Origin of the sequence: Nocardioides albertanoniae (genome assembly GCF_006716315.1) — a bacterium.
Taxonomy (GTDB): domain Bacteria; phylum Actinomycetota; class Actinomycetes; order Propionibacteriales; family Nocardioidaceae; genus Nocardioides; species Nocardioides albertanoniae.
Genome location: NZ_VFOV01000001.1, coordinates 873,623 through 897,762, shown reverse-complemented (window position 1 = coordinate 897,762; position 24,140 = coordinate 873,623). Strand labels below are relative to the sequence as shown.

Annotated in this window: 27 protein-coding genes; 8 read left to right on the top strand and 19 right to left on the bottom strand. The window is 68.7% G+C overall.

The window, feature by feature from the left end; translation table 11 throughout:
- Nucleotides 1–61: 61 nt before the first annotated feature.
- A complete protein-coding gene (locus FB381_RS04245; RefSeq protein WP_246087954.1) occupies nt 62–901 on the top strand; it encodes a helix-turn-helix transcriptional regulator in 840 nt (279 codons plus the stop codon).
- On the opposite strand, the gene FB381_RS04240 is transcribed toward FB381_RS04245, so the two are convergent.
- The 5 genes from FB381_RS04240 to FB381_RS04220 are packed head-to-tail and all read right to left on the bottom strand — an operon-like array spanning nt 888 to nt 5,689.
- On the bottom strand, nt 888–1,640 hold the full coding sequence (locus FB381_RS04240) for a DinB family protein (protein WP_141779129.1): 753 nt from the start codon (nt 1,638–1,640) through the stop codon (nt 888–890). The genes FB381_RS04245 and FB381_RS04240 overlap by 14 nt on opposite strands.
- Before the next feature lie 38 nt (nt 1,641–1,678).
- Nucleotides 1,679–2,437, bottom strand: a complete 759-nt coding sequence (locus FB381_RS04235; protein WP_141779128.1) for an enoyl-CoA hydratase-related protein — start codon at nt 2,435–2,437, stop codon at nt 1,679–1,681.
- Between the two features lie 46 nt (nt 2,438–2,483).
- Nucleotides 2,484–3,854 carry an ABC transporter substrate-binding protein gene (locus FB381_RS04230; RefSeq protein ID WP_141779127.1) on the bottom strand — a complete coding sequence of 457 codons (1,371 nt, stop codon included), beginning with the start codon at nt 3,852–3,854 and terminating at the stop codon, nt 2,484–2,486.
- Nucleotides 3,855–3,911: 57 nt separating this feature from the next.
- On the bottom strand, nt 3,912–4,769 hold the full coding sequence (locus FB381_RS04225; protein WP_141779126.1) for a carbohydrate ABC transporter permease: 858 nt from the start codon (nt 4,767–4,769) through the stop codon (nt 3,912–3,914).
- Entirely contained in the window at nt 4,766–5,689 is a 924-nt protein-coding gene (locus FB381_RS04220; RefSeq protein WP_211352323.1) for a carbohydrate ABC transporter permease, read from the bottom strand. The genes FB381_RS04225 and FB381_RS04220 overlap by 4 nt, the downstream gene beginning before the upstream one ends.
- Nucleotides 5,690–5,939: 250 nt before the next feature.
- Between FB381_RS04220 and FB381_RS04215 the strand changes: the two genes are divergently transcribed.
- Nucleotides 5,940–6,278 (top strand): ArsR/SmtB family transcription factor, encoded by a 339-nt coding sequence (locus FB381_RS04215; protein ID WP_141779125.1) that lies wholly within the window; start codon nt 5,940–5,942, stop codon nt 6,276–6,278.
- Between the two features lie 35 nt (nt 6,279–6,313).
- On the opposite strand, the gene FB381_RS23810 is transcribed toward FB381_RS04215, so the two are convergent.
- The 3 genes from FB381_RS23810 to FB381_RS04205 form a co-directional block, all read right to left on the bottom strand.
- Nucleotides 6,314–6,457 (bottom strand): hypothetical protein, encoded by a 144-nt coding sequence (locus FB381_RS23810; RefSeq protein WP_170225046.1) that lies wholly within the window; start codon nt 6,455–6,457, stop codon nt 6,314–6,316.
- A gap of 31 nt (nt 6,458–6,488) precedes the next feature.
- A complete protein-coding gene (locus FB381_RS04210) occupies nt 6,489–7,817 on the bottom strand; it encodes an MFS transporter (RefSeq protein WP_141779124.1) in 1,329 nt (442 codons plus the stop codon).
- 425 nt (nt 7,818–8,242) lie between these two features.
- Complete coding sequence (locus FB381_RS04205) at nt 8,243–8,917, bottom strand: dihydrofolate reductase family protein (protein ID WP_141779123.1); 675 nt, start codon at nt 8,915–8,917, stop codon at nt 8,243–8,245.
- Between the two features lie 74 nt (nt 8,918–8,991).
- Between FB381_RS04205 and galE the strand changes: the two genes are divergently transcribed.
- Nucleotides 8,992–9,969, top strand: a complete 978-nt coding sequence (gene galE / locus FB381_RS04200; protein ID WP_141779122.1) for a UDP-glucose 4-epimerase GalE — start codon at nt 8,992–8,994, stop codon at nt 9,967–9,969.
- A gap of 387 nt (nt 9,970–10,356) precedes the next feature.
- Here galE and FB381_RS04195 read toward each other — a convergent pair whose 3' ends face one another.
- The 3 genes from FB381_RS04195 to FB381_RS04185 all read right to left on the bottom strand — a co-directional run bounded on the left by FB381_RS04195 (nt 10,357) and on the right by FB381_RS04185 (nt 12,550).
- Nucleotides 10,357–10,998 (bottom strand): hypothetical protein, encoded by a 642-nt coding sequence (locus tag FB381_RS04195; RefSeq protein WP_141779121.1) that lies wholly within the window; start codon nt 10,996–10,998, stop codon nt 10,357–10,359.
- Nucleotides 10,976–11,419 (bottom strand): helix-turn-helix domain-containing protein, encoded by a 444-nt coding sequence (locus FB381_RS04190; protein ID WP_141779120.1) that lies wholly within the window; start codon nt 11,417–11,419, stop codon nt 10,976–10,978. Before FB381_RS04190 ends, FB381_RS04195 begins: the two co-directional genes overlap by 23 nt.
- A 174-nt stretch (nt 11,420–11,593) precedes the next feature.
- On the bottom strand, nt 11,594–12,550 hold the full coding sequence (locus tag FB381_RS04185) for an asparaginase (protein WP_141779119.1): 957 nt from the start codon (nt 12,548–12,550) through the stop codon (nt 11,594–11,596).
- Nucleotides 12,551–12,578: 28 nt separating this feature from the next.
- Between FB381_RS04185 and FB381_RS04180 the strand changes: the two genes are divergently transcribed.
- Nucleotides 12,579–13,514 carry a sulfite exporter TauE/SafE family protein gene (locus tag FB381_RS04180; protein WP_141779118.1) on the top strand — a complete coding sequence of 312 codons (936 nt, stop codon included), beginning with the start codon at nt 12,579–12,581 and terminating at the stop codon, nt 13,512–13,514.
- 70 nt (nt 13,515–13,584) lie between these two features.
- On the opposite strand, the gene FB381_RS04175 is transcribed toward FB381_RS04180, so the two are convergent.
- The gene (locus tag FB381_RS04175) at nt 13,585–14,967 is read right to left on the bottom strand and encodes a sugar nucleotide-binding protein (RefSeq protein ID WP_141779117.1); all 1,383 of its coding nucleotides are present in this window, start codon (nt 14,965–14,967) and stop codon (nt 13,585–13,587) included.
- Nucleotides 14,968–14,969: 2 nt separating this feature from the next.
- On the bottom strand, nt 14,970–15,968 hold the full coding sequence (gene rfbB, locus FB381_RS04170) for a dTDP-glucose 4,6-dehydratase (protein WP_141779116.1): 999 nt from the start codon (nt 15,966–15,968) through the stop codon (nt 14,970–14,972).
- Nucleotides 15,969–16,062: 94 nt separating this feature from the next.
- On the opposite strand from rfbB, the gene rfbA reads away from it, so the two are divergent.
- Nucleotides 16,063–16,935, top strand: a complete 873-nt coding sequence (gene rfbA, locus FB381_RS04165) for a glucose-1-phosphate thymidylyltransferase RfbA (protein WP_141779115.1) — start codon at nt 16,063–16,065, stop codon at nt 16,933–16,935.
- 7 nt (nt 16,936–16,942) lie between these two features.
- Here the strand turns inward: rfbA and FB381_RS04160 are convergent, their stop codons facing one another.
- Entirely contained in the window at nt 16,943–17,314 is a 372-nt protein-coding gene (locus FB381_RS04160) for a phosphomannose isomerase type II C-terminal cupin domain (RefSeq protein ID WP_246087953.1), read from the bottom strand.
- A gap of 129 nt (nt 17,315–17,443) precedes the next feature.
- Nucleotides 17,444–18,610, bottom strand: a complete 1,167-nt coding sequence (locus tag FB381_RS04155; RefSeq protein WP_141779113.1) for a nucleotide sugar dehydrogenase — start codon at nt 18,608–18,610, stop codon at nt 17,444–17,446.
- A gap of 91 nt (nt 18,611–18,701) precedes the next feature.
- Here FB381_RS04155 and FB381_RS04150 point away from each other — a divergent pair, with 91 nt between their 5' ends.
- Genes FB381_RS04150 through FB381_RS04140 form a run of 3 tightly spaced genes read left to right on the top strand, consistent with a single transcriptional unit; the run spans nt 18,702 to nt 20,668 of the window.
- Entirely contained in the window at nt 18,702–18,983 is a 282-nt protein-coding gene (locus FB381_RS04150; RefSeq protein ID WP_211352322.1) for a helix-turn-helix transcriptional regulator, read from the top strand.
- Nucleotides 18,983–19,867, top strand: coding sequence for a HipA N-terminal domain-containing protein (locus FB381_RS04145; RefSeq protein ID WP_141779111.1), 885 nt, complete (start codon nt 18,983–18,985; stop codon nt 19,865–19,867). Before FB381_RS04150 ends, FB381_RS04145 begins: the two co-directional genes overlap by 1 nt.
- 9 nt (nt 19,868–19,876) lie before the next feature.
- Entirely contained in the window at nt 19,877–20,668 is a 792-nt protein-coding gene (locus FB381_RS04140) for an IclR family transcriptional regulator domain-containing protein (RefSeq protein WP_141779110.1), read from the top strand.
- Between the two features lie 11 nt (nt 20,669–20,679).
- Here the strand turns inward: FB381_RS04140 and FB381_RS04135 are convergent, their stop codons facing one another.
- The 4 genes from FB381_RS04135 to FB381_RS04120 are packed head-to-tail and all read right to left on the bottom strand — an operon-like array spanning nt 20,680 to nt 24,120.
- Complete coding sequence (locus tag FB381_RS04135) at nt 20,680–21,636, bottom strand: PDR/VanB family oxidoreductase (RefSeq protein ID WP_141779109.1); 957 nt, start codon at nt 21,634–21,636, stop codon at nt 20,680–20,682.
- Entirely contained in the window at nt 21,633–22,136 is a 504-nt protein-coding gene (locus tag FB381_RS04130) for a hypothetical protein (RefSeq protein WP_141779108.1), read from the bottom strand. Before FB381_RS04130 ends, FB381_RS04135 begins: the two co-directional genes overlap by 4 nt.
- On the bottom strand, nt 22,133–23,254 hold the full coding sequence (locus FB381_RS04125; protein WP_141779107.1) for a zinc-dependent alcohol dehydrogenase: 1,122 nt from the start codon (nt 23,252–23,254) through the stop codon (nt 22,133–22,135). The genes FB381_RS04130 and FB381_RS04125 overlap by 4 nt, the downstream gene beginning before the upstream one ends.
- Nucleotides 23,251–24,120 (bottom strand): ABC transporter ATP-binding protein, encoded by an 870-nt coding sequence (locus FB381_RS04120; RefSeq protein WP_141779106.1) that lies wholly within the window; start codon nt 24,118–24,120, stop codon nt 23,251–23,253. Before FB381_RS04120 ends, FB381_RS04125 begins: the two co-directional genes overlap by 4 nt.
- Nucleotides 24,121–24,140: the final 20 nt, after the last annotated feature.

Sequence of the window (24,140 nt, the reverse complement as noted above, 5' to 3'; positions counted from 1 at the left end):
GGTAGTGCGGGGACCAGTCTGGAGCCCCCGCACCCGGCGGGCGCGCGCCTATCCTGGGATCGTGAGCGACGACAACCGGCTGGGCGCCTATCTCCGAGCCAGACGAGAGCTCGTACGCCCCGACACGGTGGGCCTGCCGACCGTGGGCGTACGCCGCGTTCCCGGCCTACGCCGCGAGGAGGTCGCTCTGCTCGCCGGTGTCAGCGCCGACTACTACCTGCGGCTCGAGCAGGGTCGCGACCGCAACCCCTCGCCTGCGGTGCTGGAGTCGATCGCCCAGGTGCTGCAGCTCGACGAGGCCGGCACGACCTATCTGCTGAGCCTGGTGGCTCCTCGCGTGCGACGTGCCCGTCGCAGGCGGAGGGCACAGGTGCCGCCGTCGCTCGCCCAGCTCCTGGAGGTCATCGGCGTGCCTGCGGTCATCGAGGACAGATATCTCGACGTCCTCGCCAGCAACCCGCTGGCCCGCCTCCTCGACCCCTCGATGGTCGTCGGCGAGAACCGGATCCGGTCGGTCTTCCTCGACCCGGCGGTGCAGGCGCTGCACGCGGACTGGGAGTCGGTCTGCGACTCCCTGGTGGCCTCGTTCCGCACCTCGGTCGGCAGCGACACCGACGACCCACGTTTCGTCGAGCTGGTCGGCGAGCTCTCCTTGGCGAGCGAGCGGTTCCGGAAGCTCTGGGCACGCCACGACGTCAAGGCCCTCGCCGGTGGCAGCATGCTGTTCGACCATCCGCAGGTCGGGTCACTGCGGCTGCACCGCCAGAAGTTCACGCTCAGTGACGGGAGCGGCCTGATCCTCGGCACCTTCCACGCCGAGCCGGGCTCGGAGAGCGCGGAGAAGCTGGCGCTGCTCGGTTCGCTCGCACCCGCCGAGGACGAGCGGCTCAACCAGCGGTGAGCACCGCCAGGTCACGCACGGCATAACGGTGGTGCTCGGCCTCCTCGAAGAGCACCACCTGGAGGCAGTGACGCACGTCGACGTCGGCGCCCTGGTCGCCGCCGGGCTTGGCACAGCGCCGGTCGAGGTCGGCATCGGTGAGCGTCGCGACGTAGTCGCGCATCGTGCCCATCCGGACCAGGCGCGGCTCGAGGACCTCCTCGAGCGACGGGTCGATGTCGACAGTGCCCCCTGAGGTCGTCTCGTCCCAACCGCCGGGCACGTTGCCGAACGGGTGGAAGGGGTCGTCCTCCTCGAGGACGGGGCCGCCGAGCCACTTGTCGCTGGCGTGGAGCAGGTGGCGCAAGGTCTCGAGAAACGACCACTCGTCGTCGACCCGCTCATGGAGCAGCTCCTCCCCCATCCCGCGCGCCTGCTCGACCGTGGCCGCCCACGTCGACTCGATGGCCGCCCAGGCCGCGCGGAAGTCGTCCGCGGTCCGCGCCTCGCGAGCGAGCACCCGGTTGGGCTCGATGCGATCGAGCTCGGCCTCGACGTACGCCGTCACGTCGACGTCGTTGACCACGACCTTGCCGAACTCACCGCCGAGATAGATGTCGCTGCCGTAGCAGTCGACGACCTTCACCCGCTCCTCGAACCAGCAGTCGCGGATCTCGAGACCGCTGAGGTCGCTCTGCCGGATCAGGGCACCACGGAACTGCTCGGTCTCGGCGTACGTCGCGGTCGGTTCGGAAGGCATACGCCATCGTCGGTCGCGCCGGAGTCTCCGTCAACGGATTACCCGAACGCCGGCTTCTCCTTGGCCAGGAACGCGCGCACGCCCTCCTTGAAGTCGGCTCCGGTGTAGACCTCGCGCAGCAGGTCTTCGTCGCCCTCCGGCGAAGCCTCGGCTCGGGCGGCGAAGGCGGCGAGCTGGGACTTCGTGGCCCGCACGGTCACCCGCGAGAGCGGCAGGATGCCCTCGACGAGGGCGTCGACCTCGTCGGAGAGGGAGTCGGTGACGGCGGTCAGGGCGCCGGTGGCGTAGGCGCGGTCGGCGCCGACGAGGCGCGCCGCAAGCAGCATCTCGCGCACGACCGGCTCACCGAAGACGGCCGCGGCGCGGTAGACGATGGAGGCCGCGAGCGCGTTGCCGAGGGTCTTCGCGATCGGGTATCCGAAGCGCGAGTGCGGGGTCGCGACCCGCAGATCGCAGTGGGTGGCCACCGCGAGCCCGCCACCGACGCAGACCCCGTCGACGGCGGCGATGGTGACCTGCGGCAGCGCGTAGAGCTTCTCGAGCAGCGCGCGGATCCAGTCCTCGTAGTCGACCGCGTCTCGTGCGAGGAAGTCGGAGATCTCGTTGCCGGCGGCGAACGCGCGCCCGCCGGCCCCGGTCAGCACCAGCACCTTCACCGACTCGTCGACCGCGAGCTCGTCGCACAGCGCGTGCAGCGCGGCGTACATCTCGGCGGTGAAGGCGTTGTGCTTCTGCGGCCGGTTGAAAGTCACGTGTACGACGCCGGGCCGTCGTTCTACTACCAAGTCCTCGCTCACGGCACCGAGCGTAGGGCACCCGCAGCCGCCCTACGCTCGGCACTCATCAGATGAGCGGCTTGACCTGATCGGTGTAGATCTTGTCGAGCGCGGTCTTGAGGCTGTCCATCTCGGCCTGGACGTCCTTGTTCTCGGTGAGGATCGAGGCCATGTGGTTGGCCATCTCCAGGTCACCACCGGGCAGGAAGACGCGGGCGTAGTCCTGCGAGCGGGTGTTGGGGAGCTGGTCGATCGCGACCTGGGCCTGCGGGGTCTTCTTGAGGATCGCGGCCGGGTCTGCCGACTTGCGGACCGGCACGTAGCCGGTCGCCTCGGAGAACTTGATGGCCTGCTCCGGCTCGGTGAGGAACTTGAGGAACGTGCCGGCCGCGAGCTGCCGCTCGGGGCTGATGTCCTTCGGGATGCCGACGCCCGAGCCGCCGGTCGGGCAGATCTTGTCGGTCTCGGCCGGCCCGGCGGGCAGCGGCGCGACGCCGACGTCGAACTTGGCCGAGGTGATCGCGGTGATCAGGTCACCGGTCGAGCCCACGGTGGTGCTGGCGACGCCTGCGGCGAAGTCCTGGATCTGGTCGACCCCGGCCACACCGGCCACCTTGTCCTTGTAGACCCAGTCCTTGAGGAAAGAGAGCGCCTCGACCGACTCCTTGGAGTTGCAGGAGATGTCGAAGGACTCCTCCTTCGACCAGCCGCCGCCCCAGCCCCACAGGTTGTTCTGCAGCGTCCAGCCGGCGTAGCCCGCCAGGGCGGGGAACTGGAAGGCGAACTTCGCCCCGCCCTTGGCGGCGAGCTTGGCCTTCCACTCGTCGAACTCCTCCCAGGTCTCCGGCCCGTGGTCGGGCAGCCCGGCCTTTTTCCAGTGATCCTTGTTGTAGTAGAAGAGCGGCGTCGAGCGTGCCCACGGAACCGCCCAGTGGGCGTCGTCGTAGAGGTAGTCGCCCAGCAGCGAGTCGACGAAGTCGTCGGTCTCGAACTCGAGAGTCTCGAAGAGGGAGTCGAGCGGGATGATCTGGTCGTTCATCTTGTAGCGGAACCACCACACGTCCGACAGGTTGATCAGGTCGGGCAGGTCGCCACCGGTCTGCGCGGTCTGGAACTTCTGCGCGATCTCCTCGTAGTCGGCGCCGGCGGTGACCAGCTTGACCTTGATGTCGGTCTGGGAGGCGTTGAAGGCGTTGACCAGCTCGGTGCTGACCTTGATCGAGTCGCCCGGGTTGGAGGTCCAGAAGGTGATCTCCTTGGCCGGCTTCACGCCGCTGAAGTCGATCTGCTCGACCTTGCCGGCGGCCTTGCCGCCGCTGGTCGAGGGCCCGCCACCGCAGGCAGACAGGGCCGCGGCGGAGAGTCCGAGAGCCGAGAGTCCGAGGAAACCGCGCCGATCGAGAGAGATCCCCGAGCGTGGAATGTAGAGGTTGTTCATTGGTGCATTCCTTCCCTTTCGTGCCCACTGTTGGCCAAGAGATGTCGGCTGAGAGCCTCAGCCTTTGACGCCGCCTTGGGTGAACCCGTTGACGATGTGGCGCTGGAGCAGCGCGAAGACGGCGAGGATCGGCAGCAGCACCATCACGGTGCCGGCCATCAGGACCCCGAACGAGCTGGCCGCGGACTCGCTGTTCTGCAGCAGCGTCAGACCTCGCGGCAGCGTCATCATCTCCGGCTCGGTGATGATGATCAGCGGCCACAGGTAGTCGTTCCACTCGTAGACGACGTTGACCAGGGCCACGGTCGCGATCGACGGCAGCGCCATCGGCACCACGCAGTGCCACAGCCGCCGCCAGTGGCCTGCCCCGTCGAGGTGGGCCGCTTCGAGCACCTCGAAGGGCAGCTGCATGAACGACTGGCGCAGCAGGAACGTACCGAACCCTGTGCCGAGGCCCGGGAGGATGATCCCCCAGTAGGTGTTCTCCCCGCCGAGCCCGCTGACGAAGACGTAGTTGGGCAGCGCGGTGACCTGCGGCGGCACCATCATCGTGGCGAGCACGCCCCAGAAGACGAACTTCTTGCCGGGGAACTCGCAGAAGACCAGGCCGTACGCCGTCAGGATCGCGAGCAGCACCTTCAGCCCGGCCCCGACGACCGTGACGATCCCGGAGTTGAGGAAGAGCCGGCCGAACGGCACCTTCTGGGCCGCCTCGGAGTAGTTCTGCGGCTGCCAGACGTCGGGGAAGACGACGAGGTCGGTGGTGGCCAGGTCACCGGCACCCTTGAAGGACGCCAGGATCATGTAGCCCAGCGGGAGCACCACGATCAGCACCGCGAGCAGGAGCACCAGGTAGTCGCGTACGGTCAGCGGCGTCAGCCGGACTCTGCGCGAGGGGGCGTTCGTCGCGCTCATCGGTAGTGCACCCGCCTCTCCACGACGACGAGCTGGATGAGAGTGAGCACCACGAGGATCGCGAAGAGCACCGTGGAGAGCATCGCCGAGTAGCCCGCCTGGCTCTGCTCCTTGAAGCCGGTCAGGTAGGCGTCGAAGATCAGCGTGCGTGCGCCGCGGCCGAGCTTGTCCATCGCGATCAGCAGGTCGAAGGCCTGCAGGCTGTTGAGGATCGTGGTGACGAGCAGGAAGAAGGTCGTCGGCGAGAGCAGCGGCACGGTCACCTTGAAGAATCGCTTCGCCGGCCCGGCGCCGTCGAGCTGGGCGGCCTCCATCAGATCGACCGGCACGGCTTGCAGCCCGGCGAGGTAGACGACAGCGGCGTAACCGAGGTTCTTCCAGACGTAGACGAGGATCACCATCGTCAGCGTCCACGGCGGGGAGTTGATCCACTCCGGGCTGTTCAGACCGACGTCGCGCAGGATCGCCGAGAGCGCACCGATGTTGGGGTCGAAGATGTAGAGCCAGGCCAGCCCCACGCCGTAGCCGGAGAGGATGTAGGGCGCGAAGACCGTGGCCTGCGCGAGCCCGGCGCCCGGAAGCTTGCGGTTGAGCGCCAGCGCGACGCAGAGCCCCAGCACCAGGGTGAGCCCGACCGTGGCGACGGTGAAGATCGCCGTGGTGGTCAGCACCTTGCCGGCTTCACCGGAGGTGAAGAAGTTGCGGTAGTTGCCCAGCCCGACCGGCGTCGCGAACTTCGAGCCGAGCGTCCAGTTGAGCGTCGAGTAGTAGACGTTCTGGAACAGCGGCCGATAGACGAAGATCGCGATCAGGGCGATGTTGGGAAGCACGAACGCCACGAAGATCAGCCACTCCCGGATCCGTCTGCCCGAGAGTGCCTGACGAGGTCGCTTGGTGGTGGCTACCGCCGTTCCTGGCACGATCGGTGAGTCAAGCCGTTAGGCCCGACCCCGTCAAGGGAGAAACTCTCGGTCTCAAGATTTCGTTATCGGAAACAGACCGTGAACTCTCCAGGCCCACAGCGGCCCCGGTGCCTGGCCCCGGGCCACCGACATCGGCCCCGCCCTCTCCCGGCGGCCTGAAGGTTCAGCGCTCGTCACGAGCATTTCAGACTTGGTTGACCTATCATTGTTCTCGTACCTGTGGTGTCTGCGAGTGAAGGATGGGCGCATGCCTGAACGTCCCGACGACCATCCCGCGGTGGCTGATTTCGACCTGAGCAAGGTGCTCTCCTGCCTCGCCGAGACGAATCGCCGGTCGGTGATCGAGGCTCTCTACCACCAGCCCGACGGCCAGGAGCAGTTCTGCAGCGTCTTCGGACTTCCGTGGGCGCCGTCGACGCGCACCCATCACTTCCGGCTGATGCGCCAAGCAGGCCTGATCCACCAACGAGATGTCGGCAACGGACAGATGACGCAGCTGCGGCGCCTGGACATCGAGGAGGCGTACCCGGGCCTCCTCGAGGCTCTGTTCGGGCCGCGCCAGGTGCGCCGCGAGCCCGTCGCCTGACGGTCGCGGTCCACCCGGCCGGCCCGAGCAGACACCTACCAGGTGACCGGCAGCGACGTCGGCCGGTGCACCAGCACGCCCGTCTCCCACGGGATCTCCGACGCGTCGACGTCGAGTCTCATCTCCTCAAAGCCCTGTCGCCGGGTGCCCAGGCGTTCGCACTGGGGTCTGGGGTCCAAGCTGCTTGACGGTGTGGGCGGAGTGCATGCGTCAGACCTCTTCCATAGCGGTTGCGTGAGTGGGATGTGCGGAAAGGTCGGCGCGGGATCTTTCGACCCGGCGCGCGGCAGCGCGCAAGGCGATCACGGCGACGGTGATCAGCACGACAAGGCCGGCCAGGCCGAGCGCGACGACGTGGAACGCGTCGAGATAGACCTCCGGGTGGCCGGGCTGGCCGGCGGCGGTACGTGCGCCGGCATCCCCGGGCAGGTCGCGACCGATCAGCGTACTGATAGCCAGGGCGTAGACGGCCACGAAGAGGGCCTCGCTGCCGATCCGCCCGAAGTTGAGCAGCCCGGCCGCGGTCCCTGCCCGCTGGGCGGGCACTACCGACAGGGCGTGTCCGTCGACCAGGCCGATCGGTAGACCGAAGCCTGCGCCGATCAGCAGCATCGGCACCACGAGGGCGGCGATGGGACCGTCGATCGAGAGCAACATCATCCCGGCCGCACCAACGGCCAGGAAGGCCAGGCTGGCGTAGATCACTCGCCCGATGGTGACCCACTCGGTGGTGGTGACGGCCCGGGAGACCAGCATCGGGGCGACCAGCACCGGCAGGGTCATGACGAGCATCAAGGCGCCAGATGTGCTCGCGTCCATGCCGCGCACCCCGGACAGGGCGCTGGGCAGGTAGGTGAGCAGCGTGACGAACCCGACCGACCCTGCGACCGGAACCAGGCAGGTGGCCAGGAACTCACGATTGGCAAGTAGGCCCACATCCAAGATCGGGGCCTTCCCACCCGGCTCTGCAGCGGCCGTCCGGATCGCGGGGATGGCAACCGACCCGAGGAGAGCGATCAGGACGAAGGCGGCCTGGACCGCAAAGACGCCGCGCCAGCCGACCAGGCCGATGACCCCGCCCGACATGCTCGGCCCCAGGGCAAGACCGAGGCCGTTGACCGTACCGAAGACGGCGAAGGCTCTGGTTCGCCGAGATCCCTCGAACAGATGTGAGATCAGGGCGGTGGACCCGGTGAGGATCGATGCCGCGCCGACGCCGGCCACGAGGCGGGCGACGTCGAGGATCAGCAGCGACGGGGCGGCGGCGCTCAGTGCGCCACCTGCGACGACGAGGACTGAACCAGCACGGAAGGCTGCGCGGTAGCCGATGCGGTCCGAGACCGCGCCCCACACGAGGGCGAAGAGGGCGAAGGTCACGTTGAACCCGTTGACGGCCCATTGCAGGCCGGTCTCGTTCGTCCCCAGGTCCTGAGAGATGAGTGGGAGGGCGATCGCGGTGCCGGCGATGGACAGGGGTGTGACGAACTGTGCAAGCAGGAGCACGGGCAACGTGGCGCGGGAGGTCTGCGACGAGTCCATGGGTCACCTTCTTTCCGAGAGGTACGATAAAATACGTACCTATGACATAGTTCGTTGCATGCCCTGTCAAGACGAGAGCCTCGCCCCAGGACTGACCGTGCACGCCGCCGTCTACACAGGCGTGACTTTCATCGGCCCCGAGATGCTGCGCGAAAGGTCGCCGACGAGATCCGGGCCACGCCACGCAGTCGCTCGGGGTGGCCATCCACCGCGGCACGATCCTGGGCCTGCCAGTCGTCCTCATCTCTGCGACCCGGTCACCTCAGCGGTCGTCGAGATTGCCGCGGCGACCTCGGTTCGTCGGGACCCTTTGCAGGCAACCCGTCTCGATACACCCCCGACGGCTGGATCTCCGCACAGCGCGAGTGACCATCGTGGGCAAGGTCCCGGTCGCAGACTTCGCTACCGGTAACAGCGCGTACGCGTCATCGACCTACGAGCCAGCGCCCCAGCAGAGTGCCGTCCTGCTCGATGAGCGAGGCCAGCGTCACCGGGACGTCGATGGGTGGCCCGGTGACGATCCGTCGGCCGTCGCCGCCGAGCAGCTTGGGCGTGATCGTGTGGGTGAGCTCGTCGACCACGCCCGCGTCGAGCAGGGAGGCGAGCAGGGTCGGGCCGCCCTCGCAGAGCAGGTGGCGAAGGCCCTCGTCGTGCAGCCGGGCGAGGAGCGCCGCCAGGTCGACCTCGGAGGAGCCGACGACGTACACGTTCTCCGCGCCGAGCTCGTCTCGTGCGGCGGTGAGACCGGGCGAATCAGAGCAGGTGGCGAGGCGGACCGCGCCAGGCTCGGACCCACGGAGGTCGTCGGGGACGCGGCCGCGGCCGGAGACGACGACGATGGGCGTACCGCCGGCCTGATAGGTCTCGGCGATGGCCGTGCCGGCGCCGACCAGCACAGCATCAGCGAGGTCGCGCAGGGCATGGAAGACATCGACGTCGACCTTGTTGTTGACGGTGCCGGAGAGGCCGTCGGCGCCCGTCGCCGCACCGTCGACCGAGCTGACCATGTTGACGCGCAGCCAGGGCAGCCGCGGAGGCGCATAGATGGCACGCAGGCCCTCGGAGGTCGTCGGGTCACCGTCGCCGCACAAGAGCTTCATCCTGCGAACCTAGGGCATCGTCATGTACGGGCCCTTGGACGACGCGCACGACGCTCACCGCTATCGTCTGCGCCATGAGTTGGTTGGTTACCGGAGGCGCGGGCTACATCGGATCGCACGTCGTGCAGGCGCTGCTCGACGCAGACCTGGAGCCGGTCGTCATCGACGACCTGTCCTCGGGGTTCGCGAAGTTCGTGCCCGACAACGTCACGTTCGTCGAGGCGTCGCTGCTCGACAAGGCCGCGATCGAGCGGGCGATCACCGACCACGGTGTCGAGGGCGTGATCCACCTCGCCGGCTTCAAGTACGCAGGCGTCTCGGTGCAGCGGCCGCTGCACACCTACGCGCAGAACGTCACCGGCACCGCCAACCTCCTCGAGGCTATGGTGGCCAGCGGCGTCGACAAGCTCGTCTTCTCCTCCTCCGCCGCCACCTTCGGCACCCCCGACGTCGACCTGGTCACCGAGACCACGCCGACCACGCCGGAGAGCCCGTACGGCGAGTCGAAGCTGATCGGCGAGTGGCTGATCGCCGACGTGGCGCGCGCCGAGGGCCTCTCGCACACCAGCCTGCGCTACTTCAACGTGGTCGGCTCCGGGAGCGACGACCTCTACGACACCAGCCCCCACAACCTCTTCCCGCTCGTCTTCGACGCGCTGGCAGGCGGGAAGACGCCGCAGATCAACGGCGACGACTACCCGACCCCCGACGGCACCTGCGTACGCGACTACGTGCACGTCGCCGACCTCGCCCACTCCCACGTCGTCGCCGCCAAGCGGCTCGCCTCGGGCGCCGATCTGGAAGCCGTCTACAACCTGGGCTCCGGCGACGGCTCCTCGGTGCGGCAGATCATGGACACCATCCGCGAGGTCACCGGCATCGAGTTCGTGCCCGTCATCAAGCCCCGCCGCGCCGGCGACCCCGCCCGCATCGTCGCCACCGGCGAGCTCGCCCGACGCGACCTCGAGTGGGAGATGCGCCACGACCTCCGCTCGATGGTCTCCACCGCCTGGGAAGCCCGGCAAGCCGCCGGCGCCGACTACCCCAGCTGACCCTTCCCGGTCGACACGTCACCCCGCCGCCCGAGAAGTCACTCCTGCAGGCCGAGAGGTCACTCGTGCAGGTCGAGACGTCACACCTGCAGAGCGAGGAGTCACTCGTACGAACCGAAAGGTCGCTCGTACGGTCGAGGCGTCGCTCCTGCAGGCCGAAGCGTCAGCCCTGCAGGTCGAGAGGTCAGTTCTGCAGGTCGAGATGGCACCGCGTACATCTCGATCTGCACATGTGACTTCTCGACCTGCAGGAGCGACGCCTCGACCTGCACGAGCGACCCCTCGACCTACAGACGTGACCCCTCGACCTGCAGGGGTGACTTCTCGGCAAAAGAAAAGGCGGCCCGCTCTTTCGAGCGGGCCGCCTTCTCTGAGACCTGGGTCAGATCAGGCCTTGGTGCTCTTGGCCGTGGACTTCTTGGCCGGAGCCTTCTTCGCCGGGGCGTCGGTGGACTTCGCCTGGGTCGACTTGGCCTGCGTGGACTTGGTCTCGCTCGACTTGGCCGGGGTGGACTTCGCCTGGGTCGACTTGGTCTCGGTCGACTTGGTCTCGGCGGGCTTGGCCGGGGCGTCGGCGGTCTTGGTCGCGGTCGCCTTGGCCGGAGCCGGGGTGGCGTCGGACTTCTTGAACTTGGCGACGACGGACTCACCGCGGTTGGCGAGCTTGTCGTAGGTGCCCGTGGCGTTGCCGGCGGTCTCGTCGAGCTTGGCCTTGACGGTGGTCTTCACCTTCTCGGGGAGCACGGTGTACTGCTCCTTGGCCAGGGCCGGGAGGGACTTCGGGTCGAAGCCGGTCACGGTGGTCCGGGCCGCCGTGGCCTTCTCGGTCGCCTGGGTGCGGTAGGTGGTGGCGCGCTCGGTGACCTTGCTGCGGGCGTCGGTCAACTTGGTGGTCGCGTCGGAGCGGTAGCCGTCGACCTTCTTCTGGACGTCGGTGGCGTAACCCTTGACGGTCTCGTAGGCGAGGTCGGCGACGCCGGCGACGGCGTTGAGGGGCTTGGTGGTCTCAATCTTGGGCAGGGTGGGCATCTGGCTTCTCCTCTGGGTTGGACTCTTGGGCGGATTCTTCGACGGCCGGCGCGTCGTCGGTGACACGATTGTTGAGAGCAAGGAACGAGTGGTAGACGTCGAGCAGCGAGTGCTTCTGCCGCTCGGTCAGGCTGGGATCGGCGAGCACCGCGAGCTCCACAGAGCCTCCGACGTTGGAGTCAGGGCTGAGGATCCCGGCACGCACGTAGACCTGCTCTGCCGAGATGCGCAGCGCCTTGGCGATCTGCTGGAGGACCTCAGCCGATGGCTTGCGCAGACCGCGCTCGATCTGGCTGAGGTAGGGGTTGGACACGCCCGCCTGGTCGGCCAGCTGGCGCAGAGACATCTCGGCAGAGACCCTCTGCTCCTTGAGGTATTCGCCAAGCGAGCCGACCGCACTCGTGACCTTGTTCTTGACCATGTCTCCAGTGTGCTAACAAATGCTAGCAAACTCAACCCTGAACGGGCTCAAGTGACACGGATCACCCCGGTAGTTGCAGGGTCAACAGGCGGAAATGCCCCGCCCCGCACTCCGTCGGCGCTTGCTAGCAACCCGCTAGCAATCTTCGGCAACCGCCCCGAAACACTCCGGCGATCACAGCAGTGCGCGCAGCTCCCCCACCCGATGCCCGCCGCCGAGGATCGCCGCGTCACCCGTCGCTCGCAGCGCCTCGGCGTCGACGCCGTCCAGGTCACCGACGCCGTCGCGCAACAGCGCGGCCGCCATCACGACCGGGCGCGCCCGGTCGCCACCGTCGTCGGTCTTCAGCGCCCAGGCCCGGCCGTCGGGAAGCGCGACGGCGTAGACCGCCTCGGCACCGAGCTTGCCGATCAGACCGGGTACGGCCCGATGCAGTGCGAGCTCGTCACGGGTCGTGCCCGAGACATGCTCCGGGTGCGTACGCATCGCCGCGGCGACCTTCGCGGCCGGGCCGTCGACCGCCGAGGCGATCGACGCGAAGGCCCGGGCCAGGCCGGTCAGCGACGTGGACAGAGCCGGCGCACCGCAGCCGTCGACGGTGACGTACGCAGCCTCGCCGGTGTACGCCTCGAAGGTCTCCTGGATGCTCTGCTGCAGCGGGTGCGCGGGGTCGAGATAGCCCTCGAGCGGCCAGCCGGCGGCGACGCAGGTCGCCAGCATCGCGGCGTGCTTGCCGGAGCAGTTCATCGCCAGTCGGGTCTTCGGCTGCCCGCGACGCAGCGCCTCCTCACGCGCCCCGACGCCGAACGGGTGGTCCACGATATTGCCCAGCGCGGACTCATCGAGCCCGGCGATCGAGAGGAGGCGGCGTACGCCCTCTTGGTGGAAGGCCTCACCGGAGTGGGAGGCGCAGGCGAGAGCGAGCAGGTCAGCGGGGAGATCGAGGCCGAGGCTCACCATCGCGAGAGCCTGGACCGGCTTGGTCGCCGAGCGCGGCAGGATCGCCGCCTCGATGTCGCCGAGAGACCATCCGACCGTGCCGTCGGGGCTCAACGAGACCACCGATCCGTGATGGTGCCCCTCGACGAAGCCGGAGCGGACGATCTCGACGAAGGGAACAGGTGCGGGCATGGTGTGGAGACTATGTGAGAGTTGCATCGTGTTCGGCGACCTCCTCACCCAAGACGCGCTCGGCGTGCTCGTGGTCAGCTTCGGGATCGGCATCGTTGTCGGCCTGACCGGTATGGGCGGCGGCGCGCTGATGACTCCCGCGCTGATCTTCCTCGGCGTGCCACCGACGACCGCGGTGGCCAACGACCTGGTCGCCGCCTCGGTGAACAAGTCGGTCGGCGCAGCGGTGCACTGGCGCCACGGCTCCCCCAACCTCCGGCTGGCGACCTACCTGATCATCGGATCGGTGCCGTGTGCCTTCCTCGGCACGTTCGTCCATCGGCTCGCGCCCGGCGACACCGACCACTTCCTCAAGCTGATCCTCGGCGGCGCGCTGCTGTTCGCGGCCGCGTCCTACATGTTCCGCATGTATCTCCAGCTGCGGCTGGTCACCCAGGGCAACGAGGCTCCCCAGGACGCACCTGACCTGAAGCCGCTGCTCACCATCTTCATCGGCGCCGTCGGCGGCCTGCTGGTGGGCGTCACCTCGGTCGGCTCCGGGTCGGTCATCATGATCGCGCTGCTGCTGGTCTACCCGACGCTGTCGGCGGTCAAGCTGGTCGGCACCGACCTGGTGCAGGCGGTGCCGCTGGTGCTCGCTGCCGCGATCGGGCAGGTGCTCAACCACGGCGTCGAGTGGGCGGTGCTGATCCCGCTCATCCTCGGCGGCACCCCCGGCACCTTCCTCGGCTCCCGGATGGCGCGCTGGGTCTCCCAGTCGGTCATCCGCCGCGGCATCGTCATCATGCTGACCCTCTCGGGCGCCAAGATGCTCGGCGCCGACGGCGACCTGCTGCTCCTCCTCGGCGGCGCGATGCTCCTCCTCGGCCCGCTGGCCTGGGGCTTCCTGCGCCAGACCCGTGGCCTGCCCGCGTTCGACAACAACGCCGCAGCCTGGCGCCTCCCCGACCGTACGAACAAATGACCCGTCGAGTCGGCTCGTTCTAACGAGCCGACTCGACGCGGATATCGGTCAGAACGAGCCGACTCGGCGCTCAGGGCGTCAGATAGCGGCGCAGCGCCTCGAGGTGGTCCTCGGGCTCGAAGCCGGTGGCGGTGAGCTTGTCGAGCACCATCACCGAGTTGAGGGGACGCGGCGCGACGCCTTCCTTGCCGGCGAAGTAGGCCTCGGTGGAGGTGGCACCGACGTCGCCCGGCTCGCGGCCGCTGAGCGCGTAGACCTCGGCGGCGATGTCGCGCCACGAGCACGGTTCTCCGGCGTTGGTGCAGTTGTAGATCCCGTACGCCGCCTCCGACCGCAGCAGGTGAGCGGTGGCCGCGGCGAGGGTGTCGGTGAAGGTGAGCCGGCCGATCTGGTCGTCGACCACGGTGGGCGAGACGCCCTTCTCGGCAAGGCCCTTCATCGTCGCCACGAAGTTCTTCCCGTCGCCGACGACCCAGGAGGTGCGCAGGATGTAGTGGCGAGCGGTGCCGGCGGCGGCGATGTCGCCGGCCGCCTTGGACTGCGCGTAGACGCCGAGGGGCGAGATCGGCTCGTCCTCGGTGTGCTCGGTCGCGGTGCCGTCGAAGACATACTCCGTCGAGTAGTGCACGAGGGTGAGCCGGTGCTCGGTCGCCACCCGGGCGAGCCGCGCCGGGGCGGTCGCGTTGGCCGCCCAGGCGGTGCGCCGACCGTCGTCGGTCTCGGCGAGATCGACTGCGGTGTAGGCGGCGGCGTTGAGGATGAGCTGGTAGTCGGCCCACGGCCAGGCCTCGACCGCCTTCTCGTCGGAGATGTCGAGCTCGTCGAGGTCGACCGCGTCGGCGTCGGGGAAGACCTCCGCGAGCGCCCGGCCGAGCTGGCCGTTGGCGCCGATGATCAGCGTCTTCTTCGGCTTCATCGGGGTGACGTCGGCCAGGCGCGGGTTCGCGAGGTCCTTCTCGGAGATCTCCGCGGACTCCAGCGGGATCGGCCACGCGAACGCGGCCGTCTCGTCGGCGAGGTTGACCGCCGGGTAGGCGATGCCAGGCCGCCAGTGGTCGTTGACCAGGTAGGAGTAGACGGTGTCATCCTCCAGCGCCTGGTAGGAGTTGCCGACACCTCGCGGCACGAAGACCGCGACATCGGGGCCGATCTCGATCGAGAAGGTCGCCCCGAAGGAGTCGCCCTCGCGCAGGTCGACCCACGCCGCGAAGACCCGCCCGAACGCGACGGAGACGAACTTGTCCCACGGCTCGGCGTGGATGCCCCGGGTGGCTCCGCGGGCGGCGTTGAAGGACATGTTGTTCTGCACCGGCCCGAAGTCGGGCAGCCCGAGCTCGGTCATCTTCGCGCGCTGCCAGTTCTCCTTGAACCAGCCGCGGGCGTCGCCGTGCACGGTCAGGTGGGTAACCAGCAGACCCGGGATCGGGGTCTCCTCGAGGGTCAGATCGGGCACAGTCACTGCCCCTTCGCGGCGTACTTGGCTTCGGTCTCGTGCTTGAGCGGCGACCACCAGGCCTCGTTGTCCTGATACCAGGCGATCGTCGCGGCCAGGCCCTTGTCGAAGTCCTCGTAGGCCGGCGACCACCCCAGCTCGGTGCGCAGCTTGCCCGACTCGATGGCGTAGCGACGATCGTGGCCGGCGCGGTCGGTGACCCACTCGATGTCTTCTTCGGGACGCCCGAAGCGGCGCAGGATCGCGCGGACCACGTCGACGTTGGACTTCTCGCCGTCGGCGCCGATCAGGTAGGTCTCCCCGATGCGCCCCTTCTCCAGGATCGTCCGGACCGCGGAGGAGTGGTCCTCGGTGTGGATCCAGTCGCGCACGTTGAGCCCGTCGCCGTAGACGCGCGGCCGGCGGCCCTCGATCACCTCGGTGATCTGGCGCGGGATGAACTTCTCGACGTGCTGCCACGGGCCGTAGTTGTTGGAGCAGTTGGAGATCGTCGCGCGCACCCCGAAGGAGCGCACCCAGGCGCGCACCAGGTGGTCGGAGCCCGCCTTGGTCGCCGAGTAGGGCGATGACGGCTGATAGGGCGTGTCCTCGGTGAAGCGCTTGAGGTCATCCAGGTCGAGGTCGCCGTAGACCTCGTCGGTGGAGACGTGGTGGAACCGCACATCATGGCGACGGACCGCCTCGAGCAGCACAAAGGTGCCGACGATGTTGGTCTGCACGAACGGCGCGGGGTCGGAGAGCGAGTTGTCGTTGTGCGACTCGGCCGCGTAGTGCACCACGGCGTCCGACTCCGCCACCAGCGGCTCGACGACCGCGGCGTCGGAGACGTCCCCGACGACGAGCCTGACCCGATCCTCCGGGAGCCCCGCGATCGCCGCCTCGGAAGAGGCATAGGTCAGCTTGTCGAGCACCGTGACGTACGCATCGGTGTTGGCCACGAGGTGGTGCACGAAGTTGGAGCCGATGAACCCGGCCCCACCGGTCACAAGAATCGAATCCACCGGCTCATCGTAGGCAGAATTAACCGCGCCTTGAGCCCCGGGCCTCGGCGGGTTCCACGGAACGTCGGATGAACATCCGTAGGATCGACGAACCATGAAGGGCATCATCCTTGCCGGGGGCACCGGCTCACGTCTGCACCCGATCACGCTGGCGATCAGCAAGCAGCTGATGCCGATCTACGACAAGCCGATGATCTACTACCCGCTGACCACCCTGATGCTCGCCGGCATCCGCGACATCCTGGTGATCACGACGCCCCACGAGGCCACCGGGTTCCACCGGCTCCTGGGCGACGGCAGCCATCTCGGCGTCAACATCAGCTACGCCGAGCAGCCCTCCCCCGACGGCCTCGCCCAGGCCTTCACGATCGGCGCCGACGTCGGCTTCCTCGACGAGTCCGAAGACGGTGTCGGGCTGGTCCTGGGCGACAACATCTTCTACGGCCCCGGCCTCGGCACCCAGCTGGCCCGCTTCAAGACGATCACCGGCGGCGCCGTCTTCGGCTACCGCGTCGCCGACCCGCGGGCCTACGGCGTCGTCGAGTTCGACGAGTCGTTCACGGCGATCTCGCTCGAGGAGAAGCCCGACAAGCCGAAGAGCCCGTACGCCGTGCCCGGCCTCTACTTCTACGACAGCTCGGTGATCGAGCATGCCCGCAACCTGCGGCCCTCCGCGCGCGGAGAGCTCGAGATCACCGACCTCAACCGCATCTATCTCGAGGCCGGCACGCTCCAGGTCGAGGTGCTGCCGCGCGGCACCGCCTGGCTCGACACCGGCACCCTCGAAGACCTCAACGAGGCCGCCAACTTCATCCGCGCCATCGAGCACCGCCAAGGCACCAAGGTCGGCTCCCCCGAGGAGGTCGCCTGGCGTCAGGGCTGGCTCTCCGACGAGCAGCTCTCCGAGCTCGCCCAACCGCTGCTGAAGAGCGGCTACGGGAAGTATCTGCTCGGGCTGCTGGCCTGAGGCTCGCTCACGCCTCTGCCGTGGCCGCCTTCTGCTCAGCGCGACCGAAGTCGTCCTCGAGCCGGACGATGTCGTCCTCGCCGGTGTAGCCGCCGCGCTGCACCTCGATGATGGAGAGCGGCTCGTCGGTCTCGTTGCAGATGCGGTGGGCCTGGCCGACGGCGACGTCGACCGACTCACCTGGGCCGGCGACGGTGGTGACGCCGTCGATGACGCAGGTCGCCTTGCCGTAGATGACCACCCAGTGCTCGGAGCGGTGGTCGTGGGTCTGGTAGGAGAGGCGGCTGCCCGGCAGCACCTCGATCCGCTTGACCTTGTAGCCCGGACCGATGTCGATGACGTGCCACGAACCCCAGGGGCGGGTCTCGGAGTCACCCATGATGTTGCCTCATTCCTAGACGCTGAACAGAAGACGCGACCATAACTGTACGCATCAGCGCACTCTCGGCTGCGGGCCGAAGTTCATCGGCCTGCGACCCGCTGGTCGCCCACGGGCGTACGTCGCGGGTCAGTCTCGCCCGTAGATGTCGCGGGTGTAGACCTTGTCGGCGACGTCGGCGAGCACGTCGGTGCGCCGGTTGGCGATGATCACGTCGGCGCGCTTCTTGAACTCCTCGAGGTCGTTGATGATCTCGGAGTTGAAGAAGGTCGCCTCGTCGAGCTCGGGCTCGTAGATGACCACCTCGACGCCCTTGGCCTTGATCCGCTTCATCACACCCTGGATCGACGACTCACGGAAGTTGTCGGACCCCGACTTCATGATCAGGCGGTAGACGCCGACCACCTTGGGCTCGCGGCGCAGGATGTCGGTGGCGACGAAGTCCTTGCGCGTGGTGTTGGCCTCGACGATCGCCGAGATGAGGTTCTGCGGCACGTCTTGGTAGTTGGCCTGCAGCTGCCGAGTGTCCTTGGGCAGGCAGTAGCCGCCGTAGCCGAAGCTCGGATTGTTGTAGTGGGTGCCGATCCGGCTGTCGAGCCCGACGCCCTCGATGATCTGGGTGGTGTTGAGGCCGTGGGTCGCGGCGTAGGTGTCGAGCTCGTTGAAGTAGGCGACCCGCAGCGCGAGGTAGGTGTTGGCGAACAGCTTGATCGCCTCGGCCTCGGTGGCCCCGGTCATCAGCACCGGCACGTTGGACTCCAGAGAGCCCTCGAGCAGCAGCTCGGCAAAGCCCTTCGCTGCCGGAGAGTCGTCGCCGACGACGATGCGGGAGGGGTGCAGGTTGTCGTGGAGCGCCCGGCCCTCGCGCAGGAACTCGGGGCTGAAGATGAGCGTCGTCTCGGGGTGCTCCTCGCGCTTGGCGGTGATGTATCCGACCGGGATGGTCGACTTCACCACGACCGTCGCGTCCGGCGCATGGCTCGTGGCGTCGGCGATCACACCGTCGACGCTGGAGGTGTCGAAGTAGTTCGAGGCCTCGTCGTAGTTGGTCGGCGTCGCGACGATGACGTAGGTGGCGCCGGCGTAGGCGTCCTCCTTGTCGAGGGTGGCGCGCAGGCCGAGGTCCTTGGTCGCCAGGAAGGCGGCGATGTCGGCATCCTCGATCGGGCTCGTGGCGTTGTTGACCAGGTCGACGCGCTCCTGGGAGATGTCGAGGACGACGACCTCGTGCTTCTGGGCGAGCAGGACCGCGAGCGACATCCCGACGTAGCCCACGCCGACAACGGTGATCTTCATGTTCGGCACTGTAAGCAGCGGTTTGAGCGCGGTGACAGCACCATCGCCCGACGGTGTTCCCGTACGGGAACACCGCGATAGACTGTTCACCGTGCCGTCGCCCTACCTGACCTCCCCGGCCGCCTTCGGCGCCGCCGTACGCTCCGCCAGGCAACGTGCCGGCCTGACCCAGGGCGATCTCGCGCAGAGCGCCGGCGTCGGCCGGCGCTTCGTCGTCGACGTCGAGGCGGGCCATCCGCGCGCCGAGCTCGGCAAGGCGCTCGCGCTGCTGGAGGTGCTCGACGTCTACCTCGCGCCCGCCCAGCTCACCGCCATCGCCCCGCACCTGGAGGACGTCGACCTCGACGCCGTGCTCGCGCACTGCACCGGCTGATGGCGGAGCTGTACGCCTTCGCCGGCCGCCGCCGTATCGGGATCTTCCGCCACGCCGGGCCGCGGATCGCGTTCGCCTACGACGACAGCGCCGGCCCCACCCCGATCTCCCTCTCGCTGCCCCGCTCCGGCCAGCCGGTGACCCCGGCAGCCGCCCGGGCATGGCTCGACAACCTGCTGCCCGCCCGGGAGGACGTACGCCGCCGATGGGCGCGCGAGCGAGGCCTGCCCGACACCGAGCCGATGACGCTGCTCGCCTCCTACGGCGACGACCTCGCCGGAGCGATCTCGCTCTCCCCCGACCCCGACCTGCCGTGGCGACGCGCGCCGCAGCCCGTCGAGGCTCCCCTGCACGAGATCGCGACCCGGCTCGCGGCGCTGCGCAACCAGCCCACCTCGTGGCTCGACCAGCGCGCGCGGCCGAGGTTCTCGCTGGGCGGTCACCACGGGAAGTTCGCGCTGCGGCGGGCATCTGGCAAGTGGCTCTGGCCGACCTACGAGCACCCCTCGACCCACATCCTGCGACCCACGACGCCCGAGGAGGGCGCTGCACGCATCGCGGACCTCGACCACGCCCGCTCCCGCGGGATCCCCGCGACCCGCACCGAGCTGGTCACCTTCGGCGGGCAGTCGGCCCTCGTCGCCGAGCGGTGGGACCGGCTCGGCGGCCAACGGATCCATGCCGAGACGATCCGGCAGGCGCTGGGACTTCGCCCGGCAGACGACATCGACCCCGGCCGCGTACGAGATCTGTTCCTACGGCTCGGGCTGGGCTCCACCGTCGAGCATCACGACCTGCCCGGGCGCGCGCTCCTGCTGGCGGGCGATCGCTGCGTCCTCGCGCCGTTGTCTCGGGCGCCACGACGTGGCGCGGGCGTTGAGTAGAGTCGACGCATGACCTCGACGCCGGCAAGCAGCGAGACCGTCACCTCCCTGCTGCGCGGCCTCGACGTCCTCGGGATCCTGAGCCGCGCGGACCATCCGGTATCCCTGGCGGAAGTGGCACGGCTGGCCGACACGACCCGGGCGACCGCCCGCAGGTTGCTGCTGACGCTCGAGAAGCTCGGATACGTCGCGACCGACGGCCCGACCTACTGGCTGCGCCCCAAGGTGATGGAGCTCGGCGACCTCTACCTCGCCGGGCTGGGGCTCCCCGAGGTCGCTCACCCACACCTGGCCGCCCTCGCCGCGCGGGTGCACGACACCTGCTCGCTCACGGTCCTCGACGGCGACTCGGTCGTCTACGTCGATCGCGTGAAGGCCTCACGGATGATGACGGTCAACATCGCCGTCGGCACCCGGCTACCTGCCTTCGCGATGTCCAGCGGTCGCGTCCTGCTCGCCGACCTGGGCGAGCAGGACCTGCAGCGGTTCCTCGACGGTCTGCACGGCGAGCCGATCACCGGCCACACCCGCACCTCGCCCGCGGAGGTGGCGCGCCTGGTCGCTCGGGCTCGCGCGGACGGCTATGCGATCACCGACCAAGAGCTCGACCCGGCGCTGCGCTCGCTCGCGGCACCCGTGCGCGGCCCGGACGGCCACACCGTCGCGGCGGTCAACGTCGCCGTGCACGTCACCCGCACCAGCGTGCAACAGCTCCGCGACGACGTCCTCCCAGAGCTGCTCGTCACGACACGGGCGATCGAGGCCGACCTGGCGGCGGCGCCACAGCTCAGCGCCGGCTGAGACCCCAGGGGTCAGAGGTCGAGCACCAGACGGGGGCCTTTGGACCGGCCCACGCAGACCATCATCGTCTTCCCGGCCTCCCGCTCCCTCTCGTTGAGGATCGTGTCGTGATGCTCGGGCGTGCCCTCGAGCACAGCGGTCTCGCAAGTGCCGCAATAGCCGTCCTCGCACGAGGTCATCACGTCGCAGTGAGGTTCGATCACCTCGAGCAGGCCCTGATCGGCTCCGACGGTGAGCACCGTGCCCGACCTGCGCAGCTCCACCTCGAATGCTCCCCCGCTCGCCGACTCGGCCGCGGCCGCGCCGTCCGAGGCGAACCGCTCCGTACGCAGCTGGCCGGCACGGCCGGCTCGTTCGCAGGCCGCCTCCAGATCCTTGAGCATCGCGTCCGGCCCGCAGGCATAGACGAGGGTGTCGTCGGTGACCGAGCCGACGAGCTCGTCCAGGTCAGGGCGACCGGTTGCCGAGCTCACCAGCACCTTGACGTGCGGGCCGGTGGCCAGCTTGTCGCGGAACGCCATCGACTCCAGGTGGCGGCCGACGTAGACGACCTCGTAGGGCGACTTCTCGCGCTCCGCCCGGATCACCATCGCCAGCATCGGGGTGATGCCGATGCCCCCGGCGATGAACAGGTAGCGGGGTGACGGCTCGAGCTGGAAGTGGTTGCGCGGCCCCCGGATCCGTAGCCGCTTGCCGACGAGCATCGTCTCGTGGATCTCCGCGGAACCGCCACGTCCCTCGGGCTCACGCAGAACGGCGATCCGATAGAAGCTCAGATCGGCCGGCGGGCTGCACAGGCTGTATTGGCGCACCACGCCGGAGGGCAGCTCGATGTCGAGGTGGGAGCCCGGCTCGTACGCCGGGAGCAGCCCGCTGTCCGGAACCAGCTCCAACGAGATCACGCCGTCGGCCTCGAGCCGAGCCTGGCGGACCGTGACCTCGAAGAAGTCCTGCTCCTCGCCGGTCATCGCGCCACCTCTGCCACCAGCTGCGGGTCGATCTCGGCACGGGGACCGCCCCGCAGCACGTCGAGCAGCGCCGCCAGCAGCTTCGGGCCGCGTACGGTGACCAGCATGTCGACCTCCTGGCGGAGGGTGACCATGGCCGCGGCGCCCGCGGGTGTATCCCAGTTCTGAGGCGCCACCAGCACCGCGGCGATCAGGTCACCACCGGCCCTTGCCGCCTCGCAGACCTCGCGCACGGTGTCGACCGGCGCGTCGGCGAGGTCGGTGGCCACCAGGACCACCATGTCGGCCGCCTCGGTGACCTGGCCGGTGCTCGCCGGTGACGGCGGCTCCCAGGCGCTCTCCCCGAGCGGCTTCGTCGTCGCGTCGACCAGGTCAGCCCCGGTCAACACGCGTACGCCGTCGACCCCGAGGCCGACGAGCTGATCGGCGAGCGCCGCGTTGCCGGCGCCCAGCGGGACCATCAGCACACGTGCTTCGTAGGAACGGCGAAGTGGATTCATCGGGTTGCCTCCAAAGATGAACGATCGTTCTCGTCGACCGCGAGCAGCTGCCAGGGGTCGATCACGACATGCGGTGTGGCGGGGCCGGTCCCGGAGCCCATGGCGTGCAACGCGTCGCCGACCTCCTCGAGCGGAACCGCAAAGGTCGGTACGCCATCCAGCCGGGTCGAGCCGGCATCAAGCAGCGCGATGGCTCGGGCGACGGACTCCGGGGATCGTCCGCGGACGCCTCGCACGGTCAGCATGTTGCGTACGATCGCGGTCGAGTCGAGCGTGGGGCCACCGCCAGCCAACCCGGCCAGCACCAGCACACCGAAGCGGCTCAGAAGCTGAACCGCCGCCGCCGAGGTCTGCGGTGACCCGATGGTGTCGATGACAGCGTCGACAGGACCGGACCTGTCGAGCACCCGCCCGACGACGCCATCGTCGCTCAGCTCGGTGTGCGCACCCATCCGTGCCGCCATGTCGAGCCGGGCAGCGCTGCTCCGCCGACCCAGGACGGTCACGGACTCCGCCCCACCTGCCAGAGCAGCGGCCACGCACGAGATGCCGTGGTAGCCGGGCCCGATGACGACCACGTTCTTGCCGGGACCCACCTGTCCTGCCTCCAGCGTCCAGTCGACGGCGTTGGCCAGGGGAAGGGTCCACGCGGCCATCTCGACACTGAGGTGCTCGGGCAGGGCGTGCAGCACGTGCCGCGAGGTCAGCTCCAGGTATTCGGCGTTGCCACCGTGCAGGCCCGAGGCGCGGGTGGCGGGGATCATCCCGACCCGCTCGCCGCCGGTCCACAGGTCGACCGAGGGGCACAGCCGGTAGCGGCCAGCACGGCACTCCGCACACTCACCGCAGCCTACGTACTCCTCCACGGCGACCCGGGTGCCGACCGCGACGCCGAGAGACTCGGCGTCGGACTCGGTCAGATGGTCGACCCGGCCGATGACGTGGTGCCCGAGGATGGCAGGCTTCTCGAGCCCGCCCGCGTGGAGCGTCACGTCGGTCCCGCACACCGCCGAGGACTCGATCTTCAGACGGCTGACGTCGTCCGGTAGCCCGAGCTCCCGGACGGCCGTTCCACCGCGGCCGTCGCTGACGGCGCCACGCACCCGGATCGTGCTCATCGTCGGAACAACCCCCGCCTCGTGGGGGCTTTCTTGGCCTCGGCCTGCTGCTTGGCGCGCTCGACCTCTTCACGCAGCTGCTGCCAGATGTCGTAGACGATGGCGCCGTACTCCGGGCGATGGCGCAGCTCGAGCACGTCACGCGGTCGCTCGAACGGTACGTCGATGAAGGCCTTGGCGGTGCCGGGCTGGGCACTCATCACCATGATCCGGTCGCTCAGCGTGACCGCCTCGTCGACCGAGTGGGTGATGAAGACGACGGTCTTGCGGGACTCGTCCCAGATTCGCAGCAGCTCGGCCTGGAGCAGTGTCTTGTTCTGCTCGTCGAGCGCCGAGAACGGCTCGTCCATCAGCAGGATCTCGGGGTCGTTGGCGAAGGCGCGGGCGATCGAGACGCGCTGCCGCATGCCTCCCGAGAGCTGGTGCGGGTAGGCATCGGCGAACTTGGTCAGGCCGGTGGCGTCCAGGTAGTGCCCGACGGTGTCCTTGATCTCGGACCTGGAGGCGCCCCGAACCGCGAGGCCGTAGGCCGCGTTGTCCCACACACTCATCCACGGGAAGATCGAGTCGCCCTGGAACACCATCGAGTTCTCGGGGCGCCCGGCGGTGCCGCCGTTGACCTCGATGGTGCCGCTGGTCGCCGCCTCCAGACCTGCGAGCATGCGCAGCAGGGTCGTCTTGCCGCAACCGGAGGGGCCGACGATGGTCAGGAACTGTCCCTGGGGGACATCGAGGTCGAAGCTCTCCAACGCGGTGACGACATGGCCACCCGAGACGTCGAACCGCTTGTCGAGGCCACGGATCTTGATCTTGGGTTCGTCGGTCGCCGACGCGGTCGTGCTCGTGGAGGCAATCGTGTTGGACATGGTGAATCCCTTCTCGGTTG